Source organism: Afipia sp. P52-10 (genome assembly GCF_000516555.1).
Lineage (GTDB): Bacteria > Pseudomonadota > Alphaproteobacteria > Rhizobiales > Xanthobacteraceae > P52-10.
The window spans coordinates 65610-87134 of the sequence record NZ_AZSJ01000007.1; the positions used below are offsets into that span (position 1 = coordinate 65610).

The 21525-nt window shown below is 61.0% G+C and carries 19 protein-coding genes; 11 read left to right on the forward strand and 8 right to left on the reverse strand.

What is annotated here, in order from left to right; genetic code table 11:
• Positions 1-107: 107 nt before the first annotated feature.
• Both X566_RS17580 and X566_RS17585 read left to right on the forward strand, forming a co-directional pair.
• Positions 108-1196 carry a TRAP transporter substrate-binding protein gene (locus tag X566_RS17580; protein ID WP_034469989.1) on the forward strand — a complete coding sequence of 363 codons (1089 nt, stop codon included), beginning with the start codon at positions 108-110 and terminating at the stop codon, positions 1194-1196.
• A gap of 150 nt (positions 1197-1346) precedes the next feature.
• The gene (locus tag X566_RS17585) at positions 1347-2435 is read left to right on the forward strand and encodes a TRAP transporter substrate-binding protein (protein ID WP_034469991.1); all 1089 of its coding nucleotides are present in this window, start codon (positions 1347-1349) and stop codon (positions 2433-2435) included.
• Between the two features lie 52 nt (positions 2436-2487).
• Here the strand turns inward: X566_RS17585 and X566_RS17590 are convergent, their stop codons facing one another.
• From X566_RS17590 to X566_RS17610, 5 genes are all read right to left on the reverse strand, one after another.
• The gene (locus X566_RS17590) at positions 2488-4332 is read right to left on the reverse strand and encodes a TRAP transporter large permease subunit (RefSeq protein WP_034469993.1); all 1845 of its coding nucleotides are present in this window, start codon (positions 4330-4332) and stop codon (positions 2488-2490) included.
• Between the two features lie 31 nt (positions 4333-4363).
• The gene (locus X566_RS17595; protein ID WP_034469995.1) at positions 4364-4960 is read right to left on the reverse strand and encodes a TRAP transporter small permease subunit; all 597 of its coding nucleotides are present in this window, start codon (positions 4958-4960) and stop codon (positions 4364-4366) included.
• Between the two features lie 130 nt (positions 4961-5090).
• A complete protein-coding gene (moaA, locus tag X566_RS17600) occupies positions 5091-6110 on the reverse strand; it encodes a GTP 3',8-cyclase MoaA (RefSeq protein ID WP_034469997.1) in 1020 nt (339 codons plus the stop codon).
• A 100-nt stretch (positions 6111-6210) separates the two neighbouring features.
• The gene (locus X566_RS17605; RefSeq protein WP_343213115.1) at positions 6211-6588 is read right to left on the reverse strand and encodes a hypothetical protein; all 378 of its coding nucleotides are present in this window, start codon (positions 6586-6588) and stop codon (positions 6211-6213) included.
• 294 nt (positions 6589-6882) lie between these two features.
• Complete coding sequence (locus tag X566_RS17610) at positions 6883-7587, reverse strand: HAD hydrolase-like protein (protein WP_034470000.1); 705 nt, start codon at positions 7585-7587, stop codon at positions 6883-6885.
• 170 nt (positions 7588-7757) lie between these two features.
• On the opposite strand from X566_RS17610, the gene rpiA reads away from it, so the two are divergent.
• From rpiA to gor, 3 genes are all read left to right on the forward strand, one after another.
• Positions 7758-8462: a ribose-5-phosphate isomerase RpiA gene (gene rpiA / locus X566_RS17615; protein WP_034470002.1), complete on the forward strand. Its 705-nt coding sequence runs from the start codon at positions 7758-7760 to the stop codon at positions 8460-8462.
• Positions 8463-8476: 14 nt separating this feature from the next.
• Entirely contained in the window at positions 8477-9010 is a 534-nt protein-coding gene (locus X566_RS17620; protein WP_034470004.1) for a DUF2059 domain-containing protein, read from the forward strand.
• A 71-nt stretch (positions 9011-9081) separates the two neighbouring features.
• The gene (gene gor / locus X566_RS17625) at positions 9082-10470 is read left to right on the forward strand and encodes a glutathione-disulfide reductase (RefSeq protein ID WP_034472265.1); all 1389 of its coding nucleotides are present in this window, start codon (positions 9082-9084) and stop codon (positions 10468-10470) included.
• An 11-nt stretch (positions 10471-10481) separates the two neighbouring features.
• On the opposite strand, the gene X566_RS17630 is transcribed toward gor, so the two are convergent.
• On the reverse strand, positions 10482-11300 hold the full coding sequence (locus tag X566_RS17630; RefSeq protein ID WP_244434865.1) for an alpha/beta fold hydrolase: 819 nt from the start codon (positions 11298-11300) through the stop codon (positions 10482-10484).
• A 237-nt stretch (positions 11301-11537) separates the two neighbouring features.
• Here X566_RS17630 and X566_RS17635 point away from each other — a divergent pair, with 237 nt between their 5' ends.
• The 3 genes from X566_RS17635 (at position 11538) to X566_RS17645 (ending at position 15113) form a co-directional block, all read left to right on the forward strand.
• Positions 11538-12926 carry a class II 3-deoxy-7-phosphoheptulonate synthase gene (locus X566_RS17635; RefSeq protein ID WP_034470005.1) on the forward strand — a complete coding sequence of 463 codons (1389 nt, stop codon included), beginning with the start codon at positions 11538-11540 and terminating at the stop codon, positions 12924-12926.
• A gap of 1 nt (position 12927) precedes the next feature.
• Positions 12928-13281, forward strand: a complete 354-nt coding sequence (locus X566_RS17640; RefSeq protein WP_034470006.1) for a diacylglycerol kinase — start codon at positions 12928-12930, stop codon at positions 13279-13281.
• Positions 13282-13349: 68 nt separating this feature from the next.
• Positions 13350-15113, forward strand: coding sequence for an NAD+ synthase (locus tag X566_RS17645; RefSeq protein ID WP_034470007.1), 1764 nt, complete (start codon positions 13350-13352; stop codon positions 15111-15113).
• Between the two features lie 24 nt (positions 15114-15137).
• Here the strand turns inward: X566_RS17645 and X566_RS17650 are convergent, their stop codons facing one another.
• A complete protein-coding gene (locus X566_RS17650) occupies positions 15138-16202 on the reverse strand; it encodes a DUF2865 domain-containing protein (protein WP_244434828.1) in 1065 nt (354 codons plus the stop codon).
• A 795-nt stretch (positions 16203-16997) separates the two neighbouring features.
• Between X566_RS17650 and cysS the strand changes: the two genes are divergently transcribed.
• From cysS to cimA, 3 genes are read left to right on the forward strand one after another with little or no spacing between them, the layout of a single operon-like run.
• The gene (cysS, locus tag X566_RS17660) at positions 16998-18434 is read left to right on the forward strand and encodes a cysteine--tRNA ligase (RefSeq protein ID WP_034470011.1); all 1437 of its coding nucleotides are present in this window, start codon (positions 16998-17000) and stop codon (positions 18432-18434) included.
• A 50-nt stretch (positions 18435-18484) separates the two neighbouring features.
• Positions 18485-18991, forward strand: a complete 507-nt coding sequence (locus X566_RS17665; protein WP_034470013.1) for a GNAT family N-acetyltransferase — start codon at positions 18485-18487, stop codon at positions 18989-18991.
• A complete protein-coding gene (cimA, locus tag X566_RS17670) occupies positions 18988-20586 on the forward strand; it encodes a citramalate synthase (RefSeq protein WP_034470015.1) in 1599 nt (532 codons plus the stop codon). Before X566_RS17665 ends, cimA begins: the two co-directional genes overlap by 4 nt.
• Before the next feature lie 32 nt (positions 20587-20618).
• On the opposite strand, the gene X566_RS17675 is transcribed toward cimA, so the two are convergent.
• Positions 20619-21215: a TIGR00730 family Rossman fold protein gene (locus tag X566_RS17675; RefSeq protein ID WP_034470017.1), complete on the reverse strand. Its 597-nt coding sequence runs from the start codon at positions 21213-21215 to the stop codon at positions 20619-20621.
• Positions 21216-21525 lie beyond the last annotated feature (310 nt).

Sequence of the window (21525 nt, forward strand, 5' to 3'; positions counted from 1 at the left end):
TGCCATGCCCCATTCCCGTCCGCCATGGATCGGTAGCCTCGAATGGGCGGCGCAAAGGGCCGATATCGGGGACCGCCAAGGCCGCCCCAAGGAAGAGGAGATGCTGAATGAAGCGTCGTGATTTTCTGAAAGCTTCTGCAACCGGCGCTGCGATCACTGCCGTAGCCTCGCCTGCGATCGCGCAGTCGAGCCCGGAGATCAAATGGCGGATGACGTCGAGTTTCCCAAAATCGCTCGATACGATCTATGGCGGCGCCGAATACTTCGCCAAGCAGGTTGCCGATCTGACCGACAACAAATTCCAGATCCAGGTTTTCGCGGCAGGCGAACTGGTGCCCGGCCTGCAGGCTTTGGACGCGACCAGCAACGGCACGGTCGAGGCGTCTCACACCGTTTCGTATTATTACGTCGGCAAGGACCCGACCTACGCGATCTTTGCATCGGTCCCGTTCGGTCTCAACTCGCGCATGCAGAATTCCTGGCTCTATCAGGGCGGTGGCAACGAACTGGCCAACGAGTTCTTCAAGAAGGCTAACGTCTACGGCTTGCCGTGCGGCAACACCGGCACCCAGATGGGCGGTTGGTTCCGCAAGGAGATCAAGACGGTTGCCGATCTGTCGGGACTGAAATTCCGTATCGGCGGTATCGCCGGCCAAGTGCTGCAGAAGCTTGGTGTCGTTCCACAGCAGATCGCCGGCGGCGATATCTACCCGGCGCTGGAGAAGGGCACGATCGACGCGGCCGAATGGGTCGGGCCCTATGACGACGAGAAGCTCGGCTTCGCGAAGGTGGCGCAATATTACTACTATCCAGGTTTCTGGGAGGGTGGACCGACCGTCCATGCCTTCTTCAACCTCGACAAGTACAATGCGCTGCCGAAGGCTTATCAGGCTGCGATCTTCAACGCCTGTCACAGCGCCAACACCTGGATGCTCGCGCGTTACGACATGCAAAACCCGACGGCGCTCAAGCGGCTAGTGGCCAGCGGGGTTCAGCTCCGTCCGTTCTCGGATGAGATCATGACGGCGGCATTGGCCTCCACCAACGAGTTGTGGGGCGAGATCTCCGCCAAGAATGCGGACTTCAAAAAGGCGATTGATGCCATGCAGGCTTACCGGGCCGACCAGTATCTCTGGTGGCGCGTGGCGGAATACACCAACGACACCTTCATGATCCGGGCGCGTCAGCGCGGCTGATGGGTTCGATCGTTTCGACAAAAGCCCAGCCGTCAGGCTGGGCTTTTTGCATTGCGGGATGATAAATCCATGTATGCTCGGTGATGTCCATGGCGGACCAAGCTCTCAGCAAGAAAGGGCAAGGGAGACAGACACCAGGAGCAAATTCCCATGAAGAGAAGGGATTTTATCCGGACTGCCGGTATCGGCATTGCCGGAGCAGCGGTCGCGTCGCCTGCCATTGCGCAATCCATGCCTGAACTGAAATGGCGTTTGACGTCGAGTTTTCCAAAGTCGCTCGATACGATCTACGGTGCAGCGGAAGTCTTCTCAAAAGCCGTTGCTGAAGCAACGGATAACAGATTTCAGATCCAGGTCTTTGCTGCAGGCGAAATCGTCCCGGGGCTGCAAGTTGCCGACGCTGTCTCCAACGGCACCGTGGAGATGGGACATACGGCTTCATATTACTATGTCGGCAAGGATCCGACCTATGCGCTTGCGACTGCTGTGCCCTTTGGCTTGAACAGCCGCATGCAGACCGCATGGCTGCAAGTCGGCGGTGGCGGCGATTTGCTGAATGAGTTCTACAAGAAGTCGAACATCATCGCCTTTCTCGCCGGCAATACGGGCTGTCAGATGGGCGGCTGGTATCGCAAGGAAATCAAGGAGGCGAAGGACCTGAGCGGTCTCAAGATGCGGATCGGTGGCTTTGCAGGGCAAGTTCTGACCAAGCTCGGCACCGTGCCGCAGCAGATCGCCGGCGGCGATATCTATCCGGCGCTGGAGAAGGGGACGATCGACGCGGCCGAATGGGTCGGGCCCTATGACGACGAGAAGCTCGGCTTCAACAAGGTCGCGAAGTATTACTATTATCCCGGTTGGTGGGAGGGTGGACCGGGACTGCATAACTTCGTCAATCTCGACAAATGGAATGCGCTGCCGCCGGCGTATAAGTCGATTATCAAGACCGCCTCATCCCTTGCCAACGAAACGATGCAGGCGCGATACGATGCGCTCAATCCTGCAGCGTTGCGGCGGCTGCTGGCCGGTGGCGCAGAACTCCGCGCGTTTTCGACCAATGTGATGGAGGCATGCCTGAAGGCGGCAAATGAGGTCTATGCGGAGACGTCGGCCAAGAACGCTGATTTCAAGAAGATCTATGACAGCATGGTCGCGTTCCGCAACGAGCAGTATTTCTGGTGGCAGGTCGCCGAATATGGTTACGATAGCTTCATGATCCGTTCCCGCGCGCGGGGATAATTCTCCTGTACGATAATCGAAAAACGGCCCGGTTTAGCCGGGCCGTTCTTGTTTATTGAAGTTTTGGCGGACCGAGGTCGAGAGGAGGTAGATCCAGTTCGGGTATCTGGAAATCGACCTTCGAAGGATCAACAGCCGTGCCGACGGATTTGTAGTGCATCACCATCTGCGGGAAGGCGATGACGAGGCCGACCATGATGAGCTGGATGATCACGAAGGGCACCGAGCCCCAGTAGATTTGTCCCGTCGTCACGGGCTCCATGCGCTTGCCGCTGACGCGATCGGTGTAGGCCTCCCGTGGTGCCACCGAGCGCAGATAGAACAGGGCGAAGCCGAAGGGTGGATGCATGAACGACGTTTGCATGTTGACGCCGAGGATCACACCGAACCAGATCAGATCGATGCCAAGCTTTTCAGCGGCCGGCCCAAGCAACGGGACGATGATGAAGGCGAGCTCGAAGAAGTCGAGGAAGAAGGCTAGCAGGAATACGATCACGTTGACGAAGATCAGGAAGCCGATCTGGCCACCGGGCAGCGATATCAGCAGTTCCTCAACCCAGCGATGGCCATCGACCCCATAGAACGTCAATGAGAACACGCGGGCGCCGATGAGGATGAAGACGACGAACGCCGACAGCTTTGCTGTCGATTCCGCGGCTTGACGGGTGAGATCGACGCTGAGCCTGCCCTTCATCATGGCGAGGATCATGGCGCCGGCGGCTCCCATTGCCCCGCCTTCGGTCGGCGTAGCCACGCCGATAAAGATCGTGCCGAGGACCAGGAAGACCAAGCCGAGCGGCGGCACCATGACGAACACGACCTGTTCGGCAAGCTTGGACAGGAGCTTCAAACCGCTGAAGCGGTTTACGACGGCGATGACGAATGACAGGGCGACCGCCACCGTCATCGAGAGCACAACATAGTCCGCTCCAGGCTTTACCTTGGTGAAGCTCATGACGAACAGAGCAGCGGCCGTCGCTCCACAGATGACCAGGAACAGCGATATGGTCATCGTTCGGATGATGCCGAGGAACGGTTTGGTGAGGAGGGCGGTCAGCGCGACGGTCAAGATGCCATGGCCGACCGGCGTGCCCAGGGAGAGCTTCTCGAAGACGGGCAGAATCCAGTCGAACAATCCAAGCCGCGTGACGATGAACCATGCGGTGCCCACCGCCGCGATCACGGCAAGCGGGAAGATCAGAGGGTGGCGTGCCGTTTCCGGTTCACGCAGGGTCTGCGCTTCCAGCGGCAACCCTGGGGTTGCTTGCGGGGCAACCACCGAGACCAGAAAAATATAGAAGGCATAGAGCAAGGACAGAACGATCCCGGGAATAAACGCACCCTCGTACATGTCGCCGACGGAGCGGCCGAGTTGATCTGCCATGACGATGAGAACGAGGGACGGCGGAATGATCTGTGCAAGCGTACCAGAGGCGGCAATGACGCCCGTTGCGACCCGGCGATCATAGCCATAGCGCAGCATGATCGGCAGCGAGATCAGGCCCATCGAGATGACCGAAGCGGCGACCACACCTGTCGTCGCTGCGAGCAAGGCTCCGACAAAGATGACGGCGTAGGCGATGCCGCCGCGGATGCTGCCGAAAAGCTGCCCGATCGTCTCGAGCAAATCCTCTGCCATGCCAGATCGTTCAAGGATCAGGCCCATGAAGGTGAAGAACGGAATGGCAAGCAGCGTGTCGTTGTTCATGACGCCGTAGACACGCTCGGGCAACGCCTGCAGGAAGTCGGGACGGAACAGGCCGAGTTCGATGCCGATGAAGGCGAACAGCAAGCCATTCGCTGCCAGCGAAAATGCCACCGGGTAGCCGAGCAGCAGGAACACAACAAGCGACGCAAACATGATCGGCGCCATGTTGTGGATGATAAACGCGGTCATTGGGCGGTTCCTTCGTGCGCGCTGCCTGCTGTTACTTCCGGTCGGCCGAGATGCCGGCCGCCAGCTTGGCGGCTTCCGCCTCAGCGATCTGATGCGCGCTTAGAACTTCCGCATTGGGATCGGGAATGACCCCGGCCATGATCGCTGCACGCTTGATGATTTCCGAGATCGCTTGCAGCAGCAGGAGCGCCATGCCGATCATGATCAGCGATTTTGCCGGCCATTGCGGGAGACCACCGGCGCTGAAAGATTGCTCGTTGATGTGATACGAGGTCAGAAAGAACGGGATCGACGTCCAGAGCAGAATGATGATGAAGGGCAGCAGGAACAGCAGATGCCCAATCATGTCGATCCAGCTTCGGACCTTCAGTGGTAGGGCATAATTGACGACGTCGATGCGGATGTGCTCGTTCTTCAGCAGCGTCCACGGAGAGCACAGCAGAAAGACGATGCTGAAGAGGACCCATTGCAGTTCGAGGAACGAATTTGACGATACGTCGAACAGCTTTCTGATGATCGCATTGACCGAGGAGACAACCACGGCCACGACGATGAGCCATGACAGCAGCCTGCCGACACGCTCGCTGAATGCATCGATTACGCGGCTTACCCGCAAGAGTGCACGCAAATTGTCCCCCTCGGAATCCTCAGAAGTCTTGGTTTTATGGGCCAATTGCGGCAGGCCGGACAAGAGGCATGGCAACCATTCCAGCCCGGTTTCTTGTCGTCAATTGGCTATTTGAGGGAGATGCGAGCGCTCAGCCGCCGGTGACGCTCATGTGCCGGCCGACGCTTGGCCGGTTGTGCCGCCGGTCGATGACGAAATCGTGCCCCTTGGGCTTGGTGCCGATGGCCCGGTCGATGGCCGCCTCGAGCTGGGCATTATCGGGGGAGGCTCGCAGCGGGCGGCGCAGGTCAGCCGCATCCTCTTGGCCGAGGCATGTGTGAATGGTGCCGGTGCAGGTGATGCGGACCCGGTTGCACGCTTCGCAGAAATTATGGGTCAGCGGGGTGATGAAGCCGAGCTTGCCTCCGGTCTCCCGCACGCGCACGTAGCGGGCAGGACCACCTGTCCGTTCGGCGAGATCGGTGAGCGAGAACTGCTGCTCCAGCCGGGCGCGGATCAACGAGAGCGGTACGTACTGGTCGATACGTCCTTCGCCGATGTCGCCTAGCGGCATCACCTCGATTAGGGTGATGTCCATTCCTTCGCCATGCGCCCATTCGATCAGGGAGGGAATTTCCTCCTCATTGACGTTCTTCAGCGCGACGGCGTTGATCTTCACGCGCAGGCCTGCGGCTTGCGCGGCTCTGATGCCCTCGAGAACCTTGTTGAGGTCGCCCCAGCGCGTGATGCTGCGGAAACGTGCGGCATCTAGCGTGTCGAGAGACACATTGATGCGGCGGACGCCGCAATCGGCCAATTCGCCGGCGAATTTCGAGAGCAGCGATCCGTTCGTCGTCAGGGTCAATTCATCCAGCTTGCCGCTGACGAGGTGGCGCGACAGCGAGCGGAGCAGCGAAATCATGTTGCGCCGGACCAGCGGTTCCCCGCCAGTCAGCCGAAGCTTGCGGACGCCCTTAGCAATGAACACCGAGCAGAGCCGATCGAGCTCTTCGAGCGTGAGCAGATCCGCCTTGGGCAGGAAGGTCATGTCTTCCGACATGCAGTAGACGCAGCGCAAATCGCAGCGGTCGGTCACCGAGACGCGCAAATAAGTAATGGCCCGGCCAAACGGGTCGGTCATGCCGATGGTCTGGAGATCGGTTGCGGTCATTGCCACAGCAGTTCCTGCGCGTGGCGCGTATCGGCCAGCGATACCCTCAATCTAGGGGGACCGCTGGCGTCGGGCAACCAGGCAGAGAGCCGCTATGACGTCAGCGTGAAGGGAAGGGGCTTGCGCCGACGGGGTCCGGGAACGGTGAGGTGGCAGTCACGGCCGGCTCGGCTGCCGCCGGCGCCTCGGCGCGCTTGGCGGGACGTTTCGGAGGCGCCCTGCGCGAGCGCTTGGGGGGCGCTGTCGGTTCGAGCTGGGCGAACACCGGATTGGGCTCCAGATCGGTCACATAGGTCTCGAACTGAATGTCTGTCTGCGGATTGCTCGCGAGCTTCTTTGTCGGCTGCACCGAGACTGTTTGCGGTTGATACTTGTCCAGCGTGTAGGTGACAGTCAGCGGTTCGGCGGGGACGGAAAGCGAGCAGGGTGTCCGGCAGCTCCCGCCCGTGGACGTGCGCGCCTCGGCGCCAGCCGGCATCGATTCGAACTGCAGCGTAACGGGCGCTGGCGTCGGACTGAAGATGCTTGCCCCCGGTAACGATGAAAATGAAGTGCATCCGGACAAAGCAATGCCCGCAAGCGAAAACACGATAACGCGCCGCATGACCCACCCATTGTGACTGATTGACTGATTGCTGCGGCGCCCAGCCGCATCCATCCCCACTCAGAACCATAGGAGCGTCACGTTCTGCGCGCAACGATCGCGACCCGCATCGTTACCAAAAGGTTAATAACTGGCGCGACGCGGGCAGATTTTGAGGAGATATATGAGCTATTTCAGTGACTTGGTCGCGGCGCGGGATTGTCGCGGCAGCAGGTCGACGACGGCTTGGGGAAGCTCTCGCATATGCGAAATAATGCGATCGGGATTCAGATGTTCGATAGGGGTCTCCGTGTAGCCGAACGTCACACCGACCACCGGTACCCCGGCTCTCCGCGCCACGCCAACATCGGTGCCGGCATCGCCGACCATCACCGTCGAAGCCATTTCGCCTCCGGCCTTGGCCACCGTCTGGCGCAGAAACGACGGATCGGGTTTGGCAATCCCGAACGTATCGGCACCGCAGATCGCAGCGAAGCGGTGCGTCAGGTTCAGCCGATCAATCAATAGCTTGGAAAGCCATTCGAGCTTGTTGGTGCAAACCGCAAAGCTGCAGCCCTTGGCGGCAAGGTCATCCAAAGCGCCATCGAGCCCCTCGAACGGGCGCGAGAGATCCGCGATATGCTCTGAATAGTAGGTGATGAAAGCTTTCATCATCCGGTCGATATCGGCCTTGGCGATATCGTAGCCTTCGGCCTCGAGCCCGCGCTCGATCAGCTTGCGGGCGCCGCCGCCGATCATGTTTCGGGCGGTTTCGAGGGGCAATTCGGAAATGCCTTCGTTCCGCAAGGTGACATTGAGCGCGGCCACCAGATCGGGCGCGGTGTCGACCAGCGTGCCGTCCAGGTCGAATACGACGAGAGGGGGAATAGCCATGCCAGATCGCTACTTGCGGTGCGGGCGCTCCGCAAGAGGCAACGGACGAACTTTCCTATGCAATTTGGCCGGGAACGATGCTGTAGGCTGTTCCTCAGGCGATTTCGAGGCTAGACACCGTGCTGCTCCGCGCTGCTGGTGGCGGACTATGGTGATCGCAGGGCCACAGGATGGATATCGAAGGACTGAAACGGCAGGCGGCGGCACGGGCGCTCGAGGACGTGCGCGATGGCATGAAGCTCGGTCTTGGAACCGGCTCGACGGCCCGTCACTTCGTCGATCTGCTGGGTGAGCGCGTGCGCGCCGGCCTGAAGGTTCTGGGCGTGCCGACCTCGGAAGCCACCCGCGAGCAGGCCATCCAGTGCGGGATCACCCTGACGACCCTCGATGAGACGCCGAATCTCGATTTGACCGTGGACGGGGCCGACGAGGTCGATCCCACGCTCAGCCTGATCAAAGGCGGCGGGGGCGCCTTGTTGCGTGAAAAGATCGTAGCCGCGGCCTCCGCCAAAATGACGGTGATCGCTGACGCTAGCAAATGGGTGCAGCCGCTCGGGCGTTTTCCATTGCCGATCGAGGTGGTGCCGTTCGGTCTCGGTGCGACGCAGGCCGCCATCGCGCGTGCCCTTGAAGGCGCCGGCTGTCCGGGCGACCAGGTTCTGCGTATGAGCAACGGCCATGCTTTCGTCACCGATGGCGGCCACTGGATCGTGGATGCCAAATGCGGACGAATTCCTGACGTTCCGAAGCTTGCTGCCGCTCTGAGCGGCATTCCCGGAGTTGTCGAGCACGGGCTGTTCGTCGCTCTGGCGAGCAAAGTCATTCTCGCCGATCCGGCGGGCGTGCGCGTGATAGAACGGCCTGCCGGCCGGTGATGAGGAGACGATCGATGAAGAAGCTTTTCGTAGCGGCGGCGGCGACCGCGGTCCTTGCGCTGACGAGTGCCGACGTTGCCCTGGCGCAAGCGCAGAAGGCACCTGCGGCTGCACAGCAGAGACCGGCTCCTTCCGCGGGCGCGATCGCAGCCGCGAAGGAAATTCTTCAGTTGAAGAACGCCCGTGCGGTCTACGACGGGGCGGTGGTATCGACGATCCAGAGCGTGAAGAACTCGCTGATGCAGAGCAATCTCAACCTGCAGCGCGACATCGAGGAGATTTCGCTGAAGCTCGCGGGCGACCTGAAGGGGCGCGAGAGCCAGATCGGCGATGCGATGGCCCAGATCTATGCCACGGATTTTACCGAGCAGGAGTTGAAAGACTTGCTGGCCTTCTACAAATCTCCGCTTGGCAAAAAGAGCATTGAGCAGGAGCCGAAGTCCATCGAAGCAAGCTTGAACTACATGCGCAATTGGGGCGAGGACTTTGCTCTCGAGGTCAACGAGCTGTTCCGAACCGAACTCAAGAAGCGCGGCAAGGATCTCTGAGCGTCTTCTCGGAGATGGCATTGGCGAGGTTCGCAAGAGCGCGATCGAAAGGCTGAAGTCCCATGGCTAAGGTGGCTGATCGGGAAGTCGATCTATTCGTGATCGGTGGTGGTTCGGGGGGCGTCCGCGCAGCCCGAATCGCGGCAGGTTACGGCGCGCGGGTGCTGGTTGCCGAGGAGTACCGGGTCGGCGGGACCTGCGTGATCCGCGGCTGCGTGCCGAAGAAGTTGCTGGTCTACGCGTCCCATGTTCATCACGAGATCGAGGATGCGGCCGGCTACGGCTGGTCGATCCCTCAAGCGACTTTCGATTGGCCGACGCTGATCGCCAACAAGGACAAAGAAATCACCCGTCTGGAGAGCATCTACACCGCCAACCTCGACAAGGCGGGCGTGCAGATCGTCAAGGCGCGCGCGGTCTTTCAGGACCAGCACACCCTGTCGCTGTCCAACGGCGAGACGGTGCGTGCCAAGCATGTGCTGATTGCGGTCGGCGCTGCGCCCAATCACGGCGCGGCGATTCCCGGTATCGAGCACGTCATCTCCTCGAATGAGGTGTTCCATCTCGATACGTTGCCAAAGCGCATCTTGATCCAGGGCGGCGGGTATATCGCCCTCGAGTTCGCGTGTATTTTCGCAGGTCTCGGCAGCGATGTGACCGTCGTCTACCGCGGCGAGAACATTCTGCGCGGCTTCGATGACGATGTGCGAGCGCATGTTCGCAAGGAGATGGAAGCCTCGGGCATCAAGATTCTGACCGGCTGCACGGTCGCTCGGGTCGATAAGCAGGGCCATGAATATTCCTCGCGGCTTTCGAACGGAACGAGCGTCGTCAGCGAGCAGGTCATGTTCGCGATCGGCCGCAATCCGAACGTTGCCGGTCTTGGTCTTGAGAAGGCCGGCGTCGCTCTCAATCCGCAGAATGGGGGCATTGCTGTTGATGCGTTTTCGCGCACGTCCGTTCCGCACATCTATGCGGTCGGTGATGTGACCCATCGCCTGAACCTGACCCCCGTCGCGATACGCGAGGGTCACGCTTTCGCCGATACGGTTTTCGGCAACAAACCGACCTGCGTCGACCATGCGGATGTTTCGACCGCCGTCTTTACCCAGCCGGAAGTCGGCACCGTGGGTCTCACGGAGGAGCAGGCGCGATCGCAGTTCGCGCGCGTCGATATCTACAAGGCCGACTTCAAGCCGATGAAGGCGACGCTGTCCGGCCGCAACACACGCATGCTGATGAAGCTGATCGTCGACGGGGAGAGCGATCGCGTGCTCGGCTGTCACATCGTCGGCGACGACGCCGGCGAGATCATCCAGGCGGTTGGAATTGCCGTGAAGATGAAGGCGACCAAGGCGGATTTCGATGCAACGATGGCGCTGCATCCGACGGCGGCGGAAGAGCTTGTGACGATGCGCACGCCGAGCGCGCAGCATGTGCGCGGGGTGGCTGCCGAGTAGGTGCCGGGGGCTTACGCCGGTTTGGCGAGGAGCCAGCCGGCGGCGTCCTTCCAGAGCGTCTCGCGATGCTCCGGCCGGAAGAAACCGAAATGGCCGATTGTCTTGGCGCCGACCGCTTGCGGAGCGATTGAGACGATTTGCGGCTTTGTCGCGGTAAAGCCGCTGCAGAGCAGTTCGACCATGGGCTCCGTAGCCCAAGGGTCGTCGGTGAAGCTCAGCGCCCGCACCGGCGCTTTGTATTGCCCGTAATTCGCGAGCGCAGTCAGCGATGGGTCATCGTAATAGTAGCGTTCCTTCATCACCCAATCGGCCCATTGCAGGAACACCCCTTTGGGCAGGTCCTCGCCGATGCCAAGCCGGCCCGGCGTATAGCCGAGCAGGTGGGTGATAGGCTTGCCCAGCAGGTTCAGCATCGCATACACGCGATACTTTTCCGGCGAAGGCATCAATCCCCAGTGGCCCGCCTGGGCGGCAACCAGCAGGCTGCGGGAGATCATATCGTTGTTGGGCAGGAGGCCAATCGCTTGGCCGCCAAACGAGTGGCCGACCACGCCAAGCGGCAAGCCCTTGTAGCGCCCGCGCAGCCAGCTGACGGCGGCGGCGGAGTCCAGCGCCGCCCAATCGGACATCGACGCCTTGAAGCCGGACAGCGACGCGGGCCGGGATCCGCCAATGCCGCGATAGTCGAAGGTGAGGACGACGGAACCGAGGCCCGAGAGATAGGTTGCGAACGGTCGATAGATCTTGCGCGGGACGGCGGTGGCGGAGTTGATCAGGACCGCGGTCTGCTTTGTCCCGTTACGCGGCAGGAACAAGGTGGCGCCCAGCATGTAGCCGTCATTGGCCGGCAGCAGGATGTCGTCGATGAAAACGTCCTCGATGATGGCTTCCGCCACGTCCAACCTCTTGCGTTGTCTCCGGATCACTTGCAGGCAAACCGATCCGTTCCGCAACATCTTGACTCGCAAGGCTGATTTCCGGCTAGCGTGGTTCTTGCGGCCTGTGTATAACCCGGCCCTCCGGCGCGCGCGGGAATTGACGCGAGCCGGATTTTGAGGAGCGAGCCCATGTCCGAGCGGTGGACACCCGACAGCTGGCGCAAGAAGCCAGTCTTGCAGATGCCGGAATATCCGGATGCCAATGCCTTGGCCGATGTCGAGGCGCAACTGGCGACCTTTCCGCCGCTCGTGTTCGCCGGTGAAGCTCGTAATCTGAAGAAGTCGCTGGCGCGGGTCGCTGCGGGCGAAGCGTTCCTGCTGCAAGGCGGCGACTGTGCCGAAAGCTTTGCCGAGCATGGTGCCAACAACATCCGCGACTTCTTCAGGGTGTTCCTGCAGATGGCGGTGGTATTGACCTACGCAGGCGCTTCGCCGGTCGTGAAGGTCGGCCGCATTGCGGGACAATTCGCCAAGCCGCGCTCATCGCCGACTGAAAAGCTCAACGGCATCGAGCTCCCGAGCTATCGCGGGGACATCATCAACGACAATGCCTTCACCGCCGAGGCGCGGGTGCCGAATCCGCAGCGGCAGTTGATGGCGTATCGGCAGTCGGCGGCGACGCTCAATCTCTTGCGCGCGTTCGCGACCGGCGGCTTCGCCAATTTGGCGAGCGTGCATCAGTGGATGCTGGGTTTCCTGAAGGACTCGCAGCAGTCGCGCCGCTACAAGGAACTGGCTGATCGGATTTCCGAGGCGCTGAGCTTCATGCAGGCGTGCGGTCTGGATCTCGAGAGCCATCCGGAGCTTCGGGCCACCGATTTCTACACGAGCCACGAGGCGTTGCTGCTTGGCTACGAGGAGGCCATGACGCGGGTCGATTCGACCACCGGCGACTGGTACGCGACCTCCGGCCATATGCTCTGGATCGGCGACAGGACCCGTCAGCTTGAGAACGGGCATGTGGAATATTTCCGCGGCATCAAAAATCCGATCGGCCTCAAGTGCGGACCATCCCTGAAAGCCGACGAACTGCTTCGTCTGATCGATGTCCTCAATCCGGATAACGAGCCCGGCCGCTTGACGCTGATCAACCGTTTTGGCTCCGACAAGGTGGCCGAATGCCTGCCGTCGCTGATCCGTGCCGTGCAACGCGAAGGGAGGGTCGTGGTTTGGTCGTGCGATCCGATGCACGGCAATACGATTACGTCGACCTCCGGCTACAAGACCCGGCCGTTCGACCGCATCGTGTCGGAGGTGAAGTCGTTCTTCTCCATCCATGCCGCCGAGGGCACGCATGCGGGCGGTGTTCATCTGGAGATGACCGGCAAGGATGTTACCGAATGCACGGGTGGCGCACGCGCCATCAGTGACGAGGATCTGAACGACCGCTATCACACGGTCTGCGATCCCCGTTTGAATGCCGAGCAATCGATCGATCTCGCTTTCCTGATCGCCGAATTCTTGAAGCAGGAGCGGGAGGCGCGCGCCAAGCCGATGCCGGCGGCGGCAGGGCTGTGAGTTGAAGCGACTCTATCTTGCGACGATCAATAGCTGGAACGGGCTGGTTGCCGCGGCCCGTTCCGAGCAGGCCGTTCGTGAAGAACTGGTCATTCTGGCCATTGCCATTCCCCTTGCATTCATCATTGGTGTCACGACCGCGCGGGCGGTTGAATTGATCCTGGTGGTGCTTTTGCTCCTGGCGATCGAATTGCTCAATACCGCGATCGAGAAGCTGGCCGACCGCCTGACGCGGGATCACGATGAACAGATCGGCCGCGTAAAGGATATGGGATCGGCGGCCGTTCTGGTCGCATTGCTGATGACCGGCATCCTCTGGGTGTTCGCGATTGCCGAGCGGCTAGGGATCGTCTGATCTGCTTTCGGGGCGATTGCGAAAACGGTTGCGCACGATAGACTTCGCCTAATCAGCCGAAGTGACCCATGATCGATAAAGCCGCAGACCGTCTCGCTATCACACTCGCCCAGCTCAATCCGACGATGGGCGACATCGAAGGAAATGCCGCTAAGGCACGCGAGGCGCGTGCCCGTGCGAAAGCGGACGGGGCCGATCTGATCGTTTACCCCGAATTGTTCATTGTGGGCTATCCGCCGGAAGACCTCGTTCTCAAACCCGCTTTCCAATCGGCCTGTCGGACGGCGATCGAGGAGTTGGCGCGCGACACTGCGGATGGCGGACCGGCCATGCTGATCGGTACGCCGTGGATCGATGGCGGACGTCTTTACAACGCCTGCGCGTTGCTCGATGGCGGGCGTATCGCGGCGATCCGCTACAAGGTGAACCTGCCGAACTACGGCGTGTTCGATGAGCGGCGCGTGTTCACGCCCGGTCCGGTCGCGGGCCCCATCACGGTGAAGGGGGTCCGGATCGGCGTTCCGATCTGTGAAGACATCTGGACGGACGAGTCTCCAGCCTATGAGAATATCGTTGAATGCCTGACCGAGACGGGGGCGGAAATCCTGATCGTCCCGAACGGGTCGCCATACTGGCGTGACAAGGACGACGTGCGGACCAATGTGGCTGTGGCGCGCGTGACCGAGAGCGGTCTGCCGCTGATCTATCTGAACCAACTCGGGGGCCAGGACGAGCTTGTGTTCGATGGCGCCTCGTTCGTGCTGAATGCCGACCGGTCGCTGGCCGCGCAGCTGCCGGCGTTCGAGGAAAGCCTGGTGACACTGCGCTGGACACGCGCTGCCGATGGCTGGGTTTGCGAGAAGGGGCCGGTTGCTGCGCTGGTCGATGGCGACAAGGGTGATTATGCAGCGTGCGTGCTGGGCCTGCGCGATTACGTGCGCAAGAATGGCTTCCCCGGTGTGCTGCTCGGCATTTCCGGAGGTATCGATTCCGCGCTCTGCGCCGCGATTGCCGTCGATGCTCTCGGGGCTGATCGCGTCCGCGGGGTGATGCTACCGTTTCGCTTCACGGCGCAGATGTCGCTCGACGATGCGGCGGCGTTGTCGAAAAATCTCGGTATTCGCTATGACGTGCTGCCGATCGCCGATGCCGTCAACGGCATTGAAGCCTCGCTTGGGAGCGTTTTCGAAGGCCGTGCGCGTGACATCGCCGAGGAGAACATCCAGGCGCGCGCGCGGGGTGTGATCCTGATGGCGATCTCCAACAAGTTCAACCTGATGGTCGTGACCACGGGCAACAAGTCGGAGATGTCGGTCGGCTACGCAACCCTCTACGGCGATATGAACGGCGGTTTCAACCCGATCAAGGATATCTACAAGACGGAAGTATTCCGCCTATCCAGCCTGCGCAACAGCTGGAAGCCAGAGGGCGCGTTGGGACCGGACGGAGAGGTTATCCCGACCAACATCATCACCCGGCCGCCGAGCGCGGAACTGCGGGAAGATCAGACCGACCAGGACTCGTTGCCGCCTTATGACGTGCTTGACGCCATCCTCGAGCGCTTGGTGGAGCGTGAGGACCCGCTGGCCGAAATCATCGCCGATGGCTTTGACCGCGACACGGTGGTTCGCGTTGACCGGCTGCTGAACGTGGCCGAGTACAAGCGCCGCCAGTCCGCGCCAGGTGTGAAGGTGACGCTACGCAACTTCGGTCGAGATCGGCGCTATCCGATCACCAACCGTTTTCGCGATACGGGCAAGCCGCTGGCAAAGCCGGATGACACGCTTTTGGCTCGTGCGGGGAAGGCCTCGACGGAAGCGATCGACGTCTGAGAGCGCCGCGCTTCCGCGCCGTGATCACTTGGCTGGGATGAAGGTCGGTCCAACCGTCCGGATCGGGCGATCACCTGAAGCCGATGCAGCCGGAGTTGTTTCAGCTGGAGCCGCCTGGGCGTTCGCCGCCGGGGCAGCATTGCCTTTCGGTTGAGCCTGGGGACGAATGGGCCTGCCCTGTGCGTCGCGGGGTTGGGCCATCTGCCTCGAGCGTTCGTCCGTGACGATGATGTCGCCACGCTCGATCGAGGCGCGATCGTCGATGCTCTTCAGCGCTTCCGCCCAGCTCTGGCCTGCCGCCTTGCAAGAACAGGCCGGATTGAACGTTTGACGGTATTTGAAGGCGTTCGGAAGCGAGGAGTAGGGCTGACCGTTGATCGATACGGCGCGGCTGACGTCCTCGCCGTTGCGGAATGTAAACAGCGTTGCCTCGGCGGCGGGGCACAGATTTCTGCAGGACTGCTCGTCGTCGGCGAAGCGGGCCGGATTGGTTGCGAACGATATCGGGAAATAGTAGCCGTCACAGGTGCGGACGCAGACCGTCTTGTAGGTGGATGCGGGCGCGCCGAACTCGGAACTGGCGGGCGGCGGCGGAAGGGCGTTGCTGTTGCCGCCGCCGAACAGGCTGTCAAAGAAGCCGCCCGAGCTGCCCTGGTTCGCATATTGCGGGCCGCAGTTGTTCTGAGCGAGCGCAGCCAGAACCGACCGCCGCTGGCTGTCCCGTTCGAAATTGCCGGCGCTGCCACTGCCGCGTAGCCGTTCCAGGCTGCTGGTGATCTGATCCAGGTTGCCGCGCATCTGTTGGATCTGACCGTTCACCGGGCCGCATTGGGCCGACTGGTTGGAGAACAGCGAAAAGAAGCCGGAGCTGTCGCAGCCCATGCGACGCGCCTGATCGGTGACACGCTCCAGTTCGCGGGACTGACGCGCGGCGGCCTCTTCATAGCGGCGAATCTGGTCGGAACGTCCACCGTCCATACCACCACGCTCCACGGCGGCGAGTTGTGCCTCGAGGCGCTGGCAGACCGGATTGGCCGCTTGGCCCGATTGCGGATAACCTTGCGCGTTGCCCCTTGCCGTCCACGTCATTACGACGCTGCAGAAGGCGAGGGCAGTTACGGTGCGAAAGCAGAATTTCGAAAGACTCAGCATCATCCGCGGCCAGAAGGCCGCAATGCGGCCGGGTCATTTGACATAACTGCTTCCTGAGGCGAGGTCACGCCGTTTCAGCGGCGTCGACGTGGCGATCTGGACAATCCTTCGTTAGGACCGTTACCGCTCGCAGGTGATGGCGATGTACTCTCGTCCGTCGCAACTGGAACCCGCGCACCGGCCTTCATCCGAGGTAGGGATGACGCCCGTGACCTCCTCGGGCTGGACACGGTGAAATGCCGTTGCCACGCGGAAATGGTGAGATTGGCAATATGCGCGGGCGGCGGGGGCTCCGCATTGCTCGCCGTTGGCCAGGCACCGATCGATGCCGTACCCGTCCCGCTGGCTCGCGACGACGAAAACGCGGCTGTCCGCCCAAGCCATGGACGTGCCGACCAGCAGCGTGGACGCGAGGAGCAGGCTTAAGGGTCTCATGAATGCACCGGCTCGGCTCCAAACGACCCCGCGAGGATAGCCTGAAACGCTGAAAGTTTGTTAACCAAAGACGGACGGCGCTTTGCCACGCGAGGTATGCCAAAAATGAGGCGAATTCGCCATATTCACGGTTTTTCTTGACGGAAACAGCCCACTTGGCCCATGGTGGTGCTATGTACGGTCTCCTCATCATTTATGGCATTTGCCGCGAGATTACGAGCTAGCGATTCGCTGGCTGAGGCCGTTTTTTCTCGAAACTGAGATAAACCGACGCCCAGCCATAGGGGCAATTGGGCTATGGAACTACGTTTTCACGACACAATGACCAAGGAGAAGCGGCGATTCCAGCCGTTGGATCCTGAAAATGTCCGCATGTATGTTTGCGGGCCGACGGTCTATGACTTTGCCCATATCGGCAACGCACGGCCAGTGATCGTATTCGATGTGCTGTTCCGCTTGCTGCGGCACGTCTACGGCGATGGTCATGTGACCTACGTCCGCAACATCACCGACGTCGACGATAAGATCAACGATCGCGCCGCACGCGATTACCCGGCACTGCCTTTGAACGAGGCGATCCGCAAGGTCACCGAGTTGACGGGATCGCAATTTCACGCCGACGTCGATGCGCTCGGCGCGCTGCGTCCGACGGTCGAGCCGAGGGCGACCGAGCACATCGCCGAGATGCGCGAGATCATTGAGAAGCTGATTGCGAACGGCAATGCCTATGTCGAACAGGATCACGTCCTGTTCTCGGTCGGCAGCATGCCGGATTACGGTAAGCTCTCGCGGCGCTCGCTCGACGAAATGATCGCTGGCGCCCGCGTCGATGTCGCGCCCTACAAGCGCGATGCGATGGATTTCGTGTTGTGGAAGCCCTCGAAGGCCGGCGAGCCATCATGGCCGTCGCCAGGCGGAATTGAGGTCGAGGGGCGTCCCGGCTGGCATATCGAGTGCTCGGCGATGGCCTGGAAGCATCTCGGCGAACAGTTCGACATCCATGGTGGCGGCATCGATCTCGTCTTCCCGCATCACGAGAACGAGATTGCGCAAAGCTGCTGCGCATTCCACGCCAACCGCATGGCGCAGGTTTGGATGCACAACGGCTTCCTGCAGGTCGAAGGCGACAAGATGTCGAAGTCGCTCGGCAACTTCGTCACGATTCGGGAGTTGCTCGATACCGACAAGTTCGCCGGACGGAAGTGGTCCGGTGAAGTGCTCCGCCTTGCGATGCTGCGCACGCATTACCGCCAGCCGATCGACTGGACTGCGGCCGCGCTCGAGGAGAGCCGGAAGACGCTGGATTCCTGGTACGACCTCGTCGGTGATGAAACGAAGGCCGCGGCTGCGCCGGACGCCGGGGTGCTGGACGCGCTTGGCGACGATTTGAATACGGCGAGTGCGATTGCGCGGCTGCATGCGATCGCTGCGGAGGTACGAGCGGGGACAGGCGACGACCAAGTGCGCCTCCGGCGCAAGCTCAAGGCATCCGCGATGATCATGGGGCTTTTGAGCGCGACGAAGGCTGAATATATCGCTGCCGATCCGCAGGTGGTTGCAGTCGATGCCGCAGCGGTTGAGGCTCTGATCGCAGCGCGGGCTGCCGCGCGCGCGGAGAAGAACTGGAAGGAGTCGGACCGCATTCGCGATCAGCTCGCAGCGATGAAGGTCGTGCTGAAGGACGGCAAGGACGCAAGCGGCACCCCCGTGACCACATGGGAGATTGCCCGATGAAGAGGCTGGACATGCCTTTCCCGCGTTTCGTGTTCGGGATCTGATGAGAAATGGGACAAACGATGCCAAAGCCCGGTTTGCGGCCGTTTCTGCCTGCCGACACGCCCGTTTGCGCGGCGATCTATGAGGCGAGCATCGCCGAACTGACGGGCGATGACTACACCGAGGCCCAGCAGGAGGCCTGGATCGCCGCTATTGGTGAGGATGATTTTGCCGCCCGGCTCGGTAAGCAGCTGACGTTGATCGCCACCTTGCAGGAAACGCCGGTTGGCTTTGCCTCGCTGAAGGGCAAGGATCATATCGATCTGCTATTCGTACATCCGAGTGCTATCGGGCAGGGCGTTGCATCGTCGCTGTGCGACGCTTTGGAGAAGCTCGCCGGCGCGCGCGGAGCGACCAAGCTCACCGCGGAGGTCAGCGATACGGCACACCGCTTTTTCACCAAGCGGGGATATGTCGCGCAACAGCGCAACACCGTTCCGCTCGGCGATGAGTGGCTGGGTCATACGACAATGCAGAAAACGCTCGGCGAGACGCCGAAGGGAGCGCCTCAATGAGCCGCGAACGTCTCTACCTTTTCGATACGACACTGCGGGACGGTGCGCAGACAAACGGTGTCGACTTCACCGCTCACGACAAGAAGCTGATCGCAAGTATGCTCGACGATCTCGGCATGGACTATGTCGAGGGCGGCTATCCGGGCGCCAATCCGACCGATACCGAATTTTTCTCCGCAGACCCGCAACTGAGCAAGGCCAAGTTCACTGCATTCGGAATGACGCGCCGTCCTGGACGGTCGGCATCGAACGATCCCGGCATCGCTGCGTTGCTGGATGCCAAGGCCAATGCGATCTGCTTCGTCGCGAAATCCTCGGAATACCAGGTCAAGGTGGCGCTAGAGACCACCAATGAAGAAAACCTCGCGTCGATCCGGGACAGCGTCGTCGCGGCCAAAGCGAAAGGCCGGGAGGTGCTGGTCGATTGTGAGCACTTCTTTGACGGCTACAAGGCCAATCCGGCCTATACGCTGGCATGTGCGAAGGCCGCTTACGAGGCGGGTGCGCGCTGGGTGGTGCTCTGCGATACCAACGGCGGCACGCTCCCGTACGAAGTCAGCGAAATCGTCGGTGAGGTCGTCAAGCATGTGCCGGGTACGCACGTCGGCATCCACGCCCACAATGATACCGAGCAGGCGGTCGCAAATTCGCTCGCAGCGGTGCTGGCAGGGGCCCGGCAAATCCAGGGAACGTTGAACGGCCTCGGCGAGCGCTGTGGAAATGCAAACCTCTGTTCGATCATCCCGACCCTGAAACTGAAAAAGCCGTTTTCGGAGAGATTCGATATCGGAGTTTCGGAAGAGAAGCTGTCAACGCTGGTGCATATTTCGCGTGCGCTGGACAACATGCTGAGCCGGGTCTCGGACCCGCACGCGCCCTATGTCGGTGAAAGCGCTTTTGCCACCAAGGCCGGTATTCATGCCTCTGCGATCGTCAAGGACCCGGCCACCTACGAGCATGTGCCCCCGGAAACGGTGGGAAATCATCGCAAGGTTCTGGTCTCCGACCAGGCTGGTCGTTCGAATCTGCTGAGCGAGCTCGACCGGATGAAGATCGCCTACGACAGGAATGATCCGAAACTCACGCGGCTTCTCGAGGAGGTGAAGGAGCGCGAGGCCGTCGGTTATGCGTATGAATCCGCCGACGCGTCGTTCGAACTGCTTGCGCGGCGCACCTTGGGGCGCGTGCCGGAATACTTCCGGGTCGAACAGTTCGATGTGAATGTCGAGCAGCGATTCAACGCGCTGGGGCAACGAGTCACCGTTGCGCTCGCTGTGGTAAAGGTCAATGTCGCCGGCGAGATGCTGATCTCGGCGGCCGAGGGAAATGGTCCGGTCAACGCGCTGGACGTGGCCTTGCGTAAGGATCTCGGAAAGTACCAGACGTTCATCGACGGGCTGAAGCTTGTCGATTACCGCGTCCGTATCCTCAACGGCGGCTCGGAAGCGGTGACCCGCGTGTTGATCGAAAGCGAGAATGAAGATGGCGAACGCTGGACCACGATCGGCGTTTCGCCGAACGTGATCGACGCGTCGTTTCAGGCGCTGATGGATTCGATCTTCTTTAAGCTATTGCGATCGTCAGCCCCGACCTGATCGGCATGGCGGCTGCATCCGCGCGCCATGCGTTACATCTTCTCGACGACTTCGCGCACCTTGCCGTTGCCATTGCTCTGCATGGCCGCATTGAGCTTGGGCAAGATTTCGGCGGGTGTGTTCGCCGTCAGCAGGTTCACGCTCAGACCTGCGCGAATGAACGCCATGTCGCGCATATGATCGATCAGCTTCAGGAACGGCTCCCAGAAGCCATCGATATTGGCGATCAGGATCGGCTTCTTGTGCTGGCCGAGCTGTGACCATGTCACTTGTTCGACCAGCTCTTCCAGCGTGCCGACCCCGCCGGGCAACGCGACAAAGGCGTCGGCGCGTTCGAACATGATCTTCTTGCGGGTATGCATATCCGGCGTCACGATCAGTTCGTGCGCCTCGGTCATCGCATGCTCGCGCGCGGTCAGGAATTCGGGAATGACGCCTGTAATCCGTCCGCCGTGATCATGAACCGACTTGGCGACTGCGCCCATCAGGCCGATGGAGCCGCCGCCGTAGATCAGCCGGATATTGTTGTTTGCGAGGATTTGACCGAAGGCCGTGGCGGCCTCGACAAAGTGTGGGTTTGCGCCAGGGCCAGAGCCGCAATAGACGCAAATGCTGCGGATTTCACTCATTCTAATGATGTGGTATCGCACCACACCAGGGTCAAGACGTGACCTGGTTTAAAGTAGGTGCCGATAAGCCGCTGGGCTCATCGTGCTCAGTCGGGGGACCTCCAATTTCCAAAGATCAGTAGTTGCAGCAGTAGATCTTGACGCCCGTGACGCACGTTTCGCCCGTGCCCGATCTGGTGCTCTTTTTTGGAATCCAACCAGGGCCACATTGGCCTCGACAGAATGGGCTGTTCTGCTCCAATAGCATTTCTGCGGTTGCCGGTTCGAGCGCGGGCAACAACAGTCCCGTTTGGGATCGCTGTTGGAATGC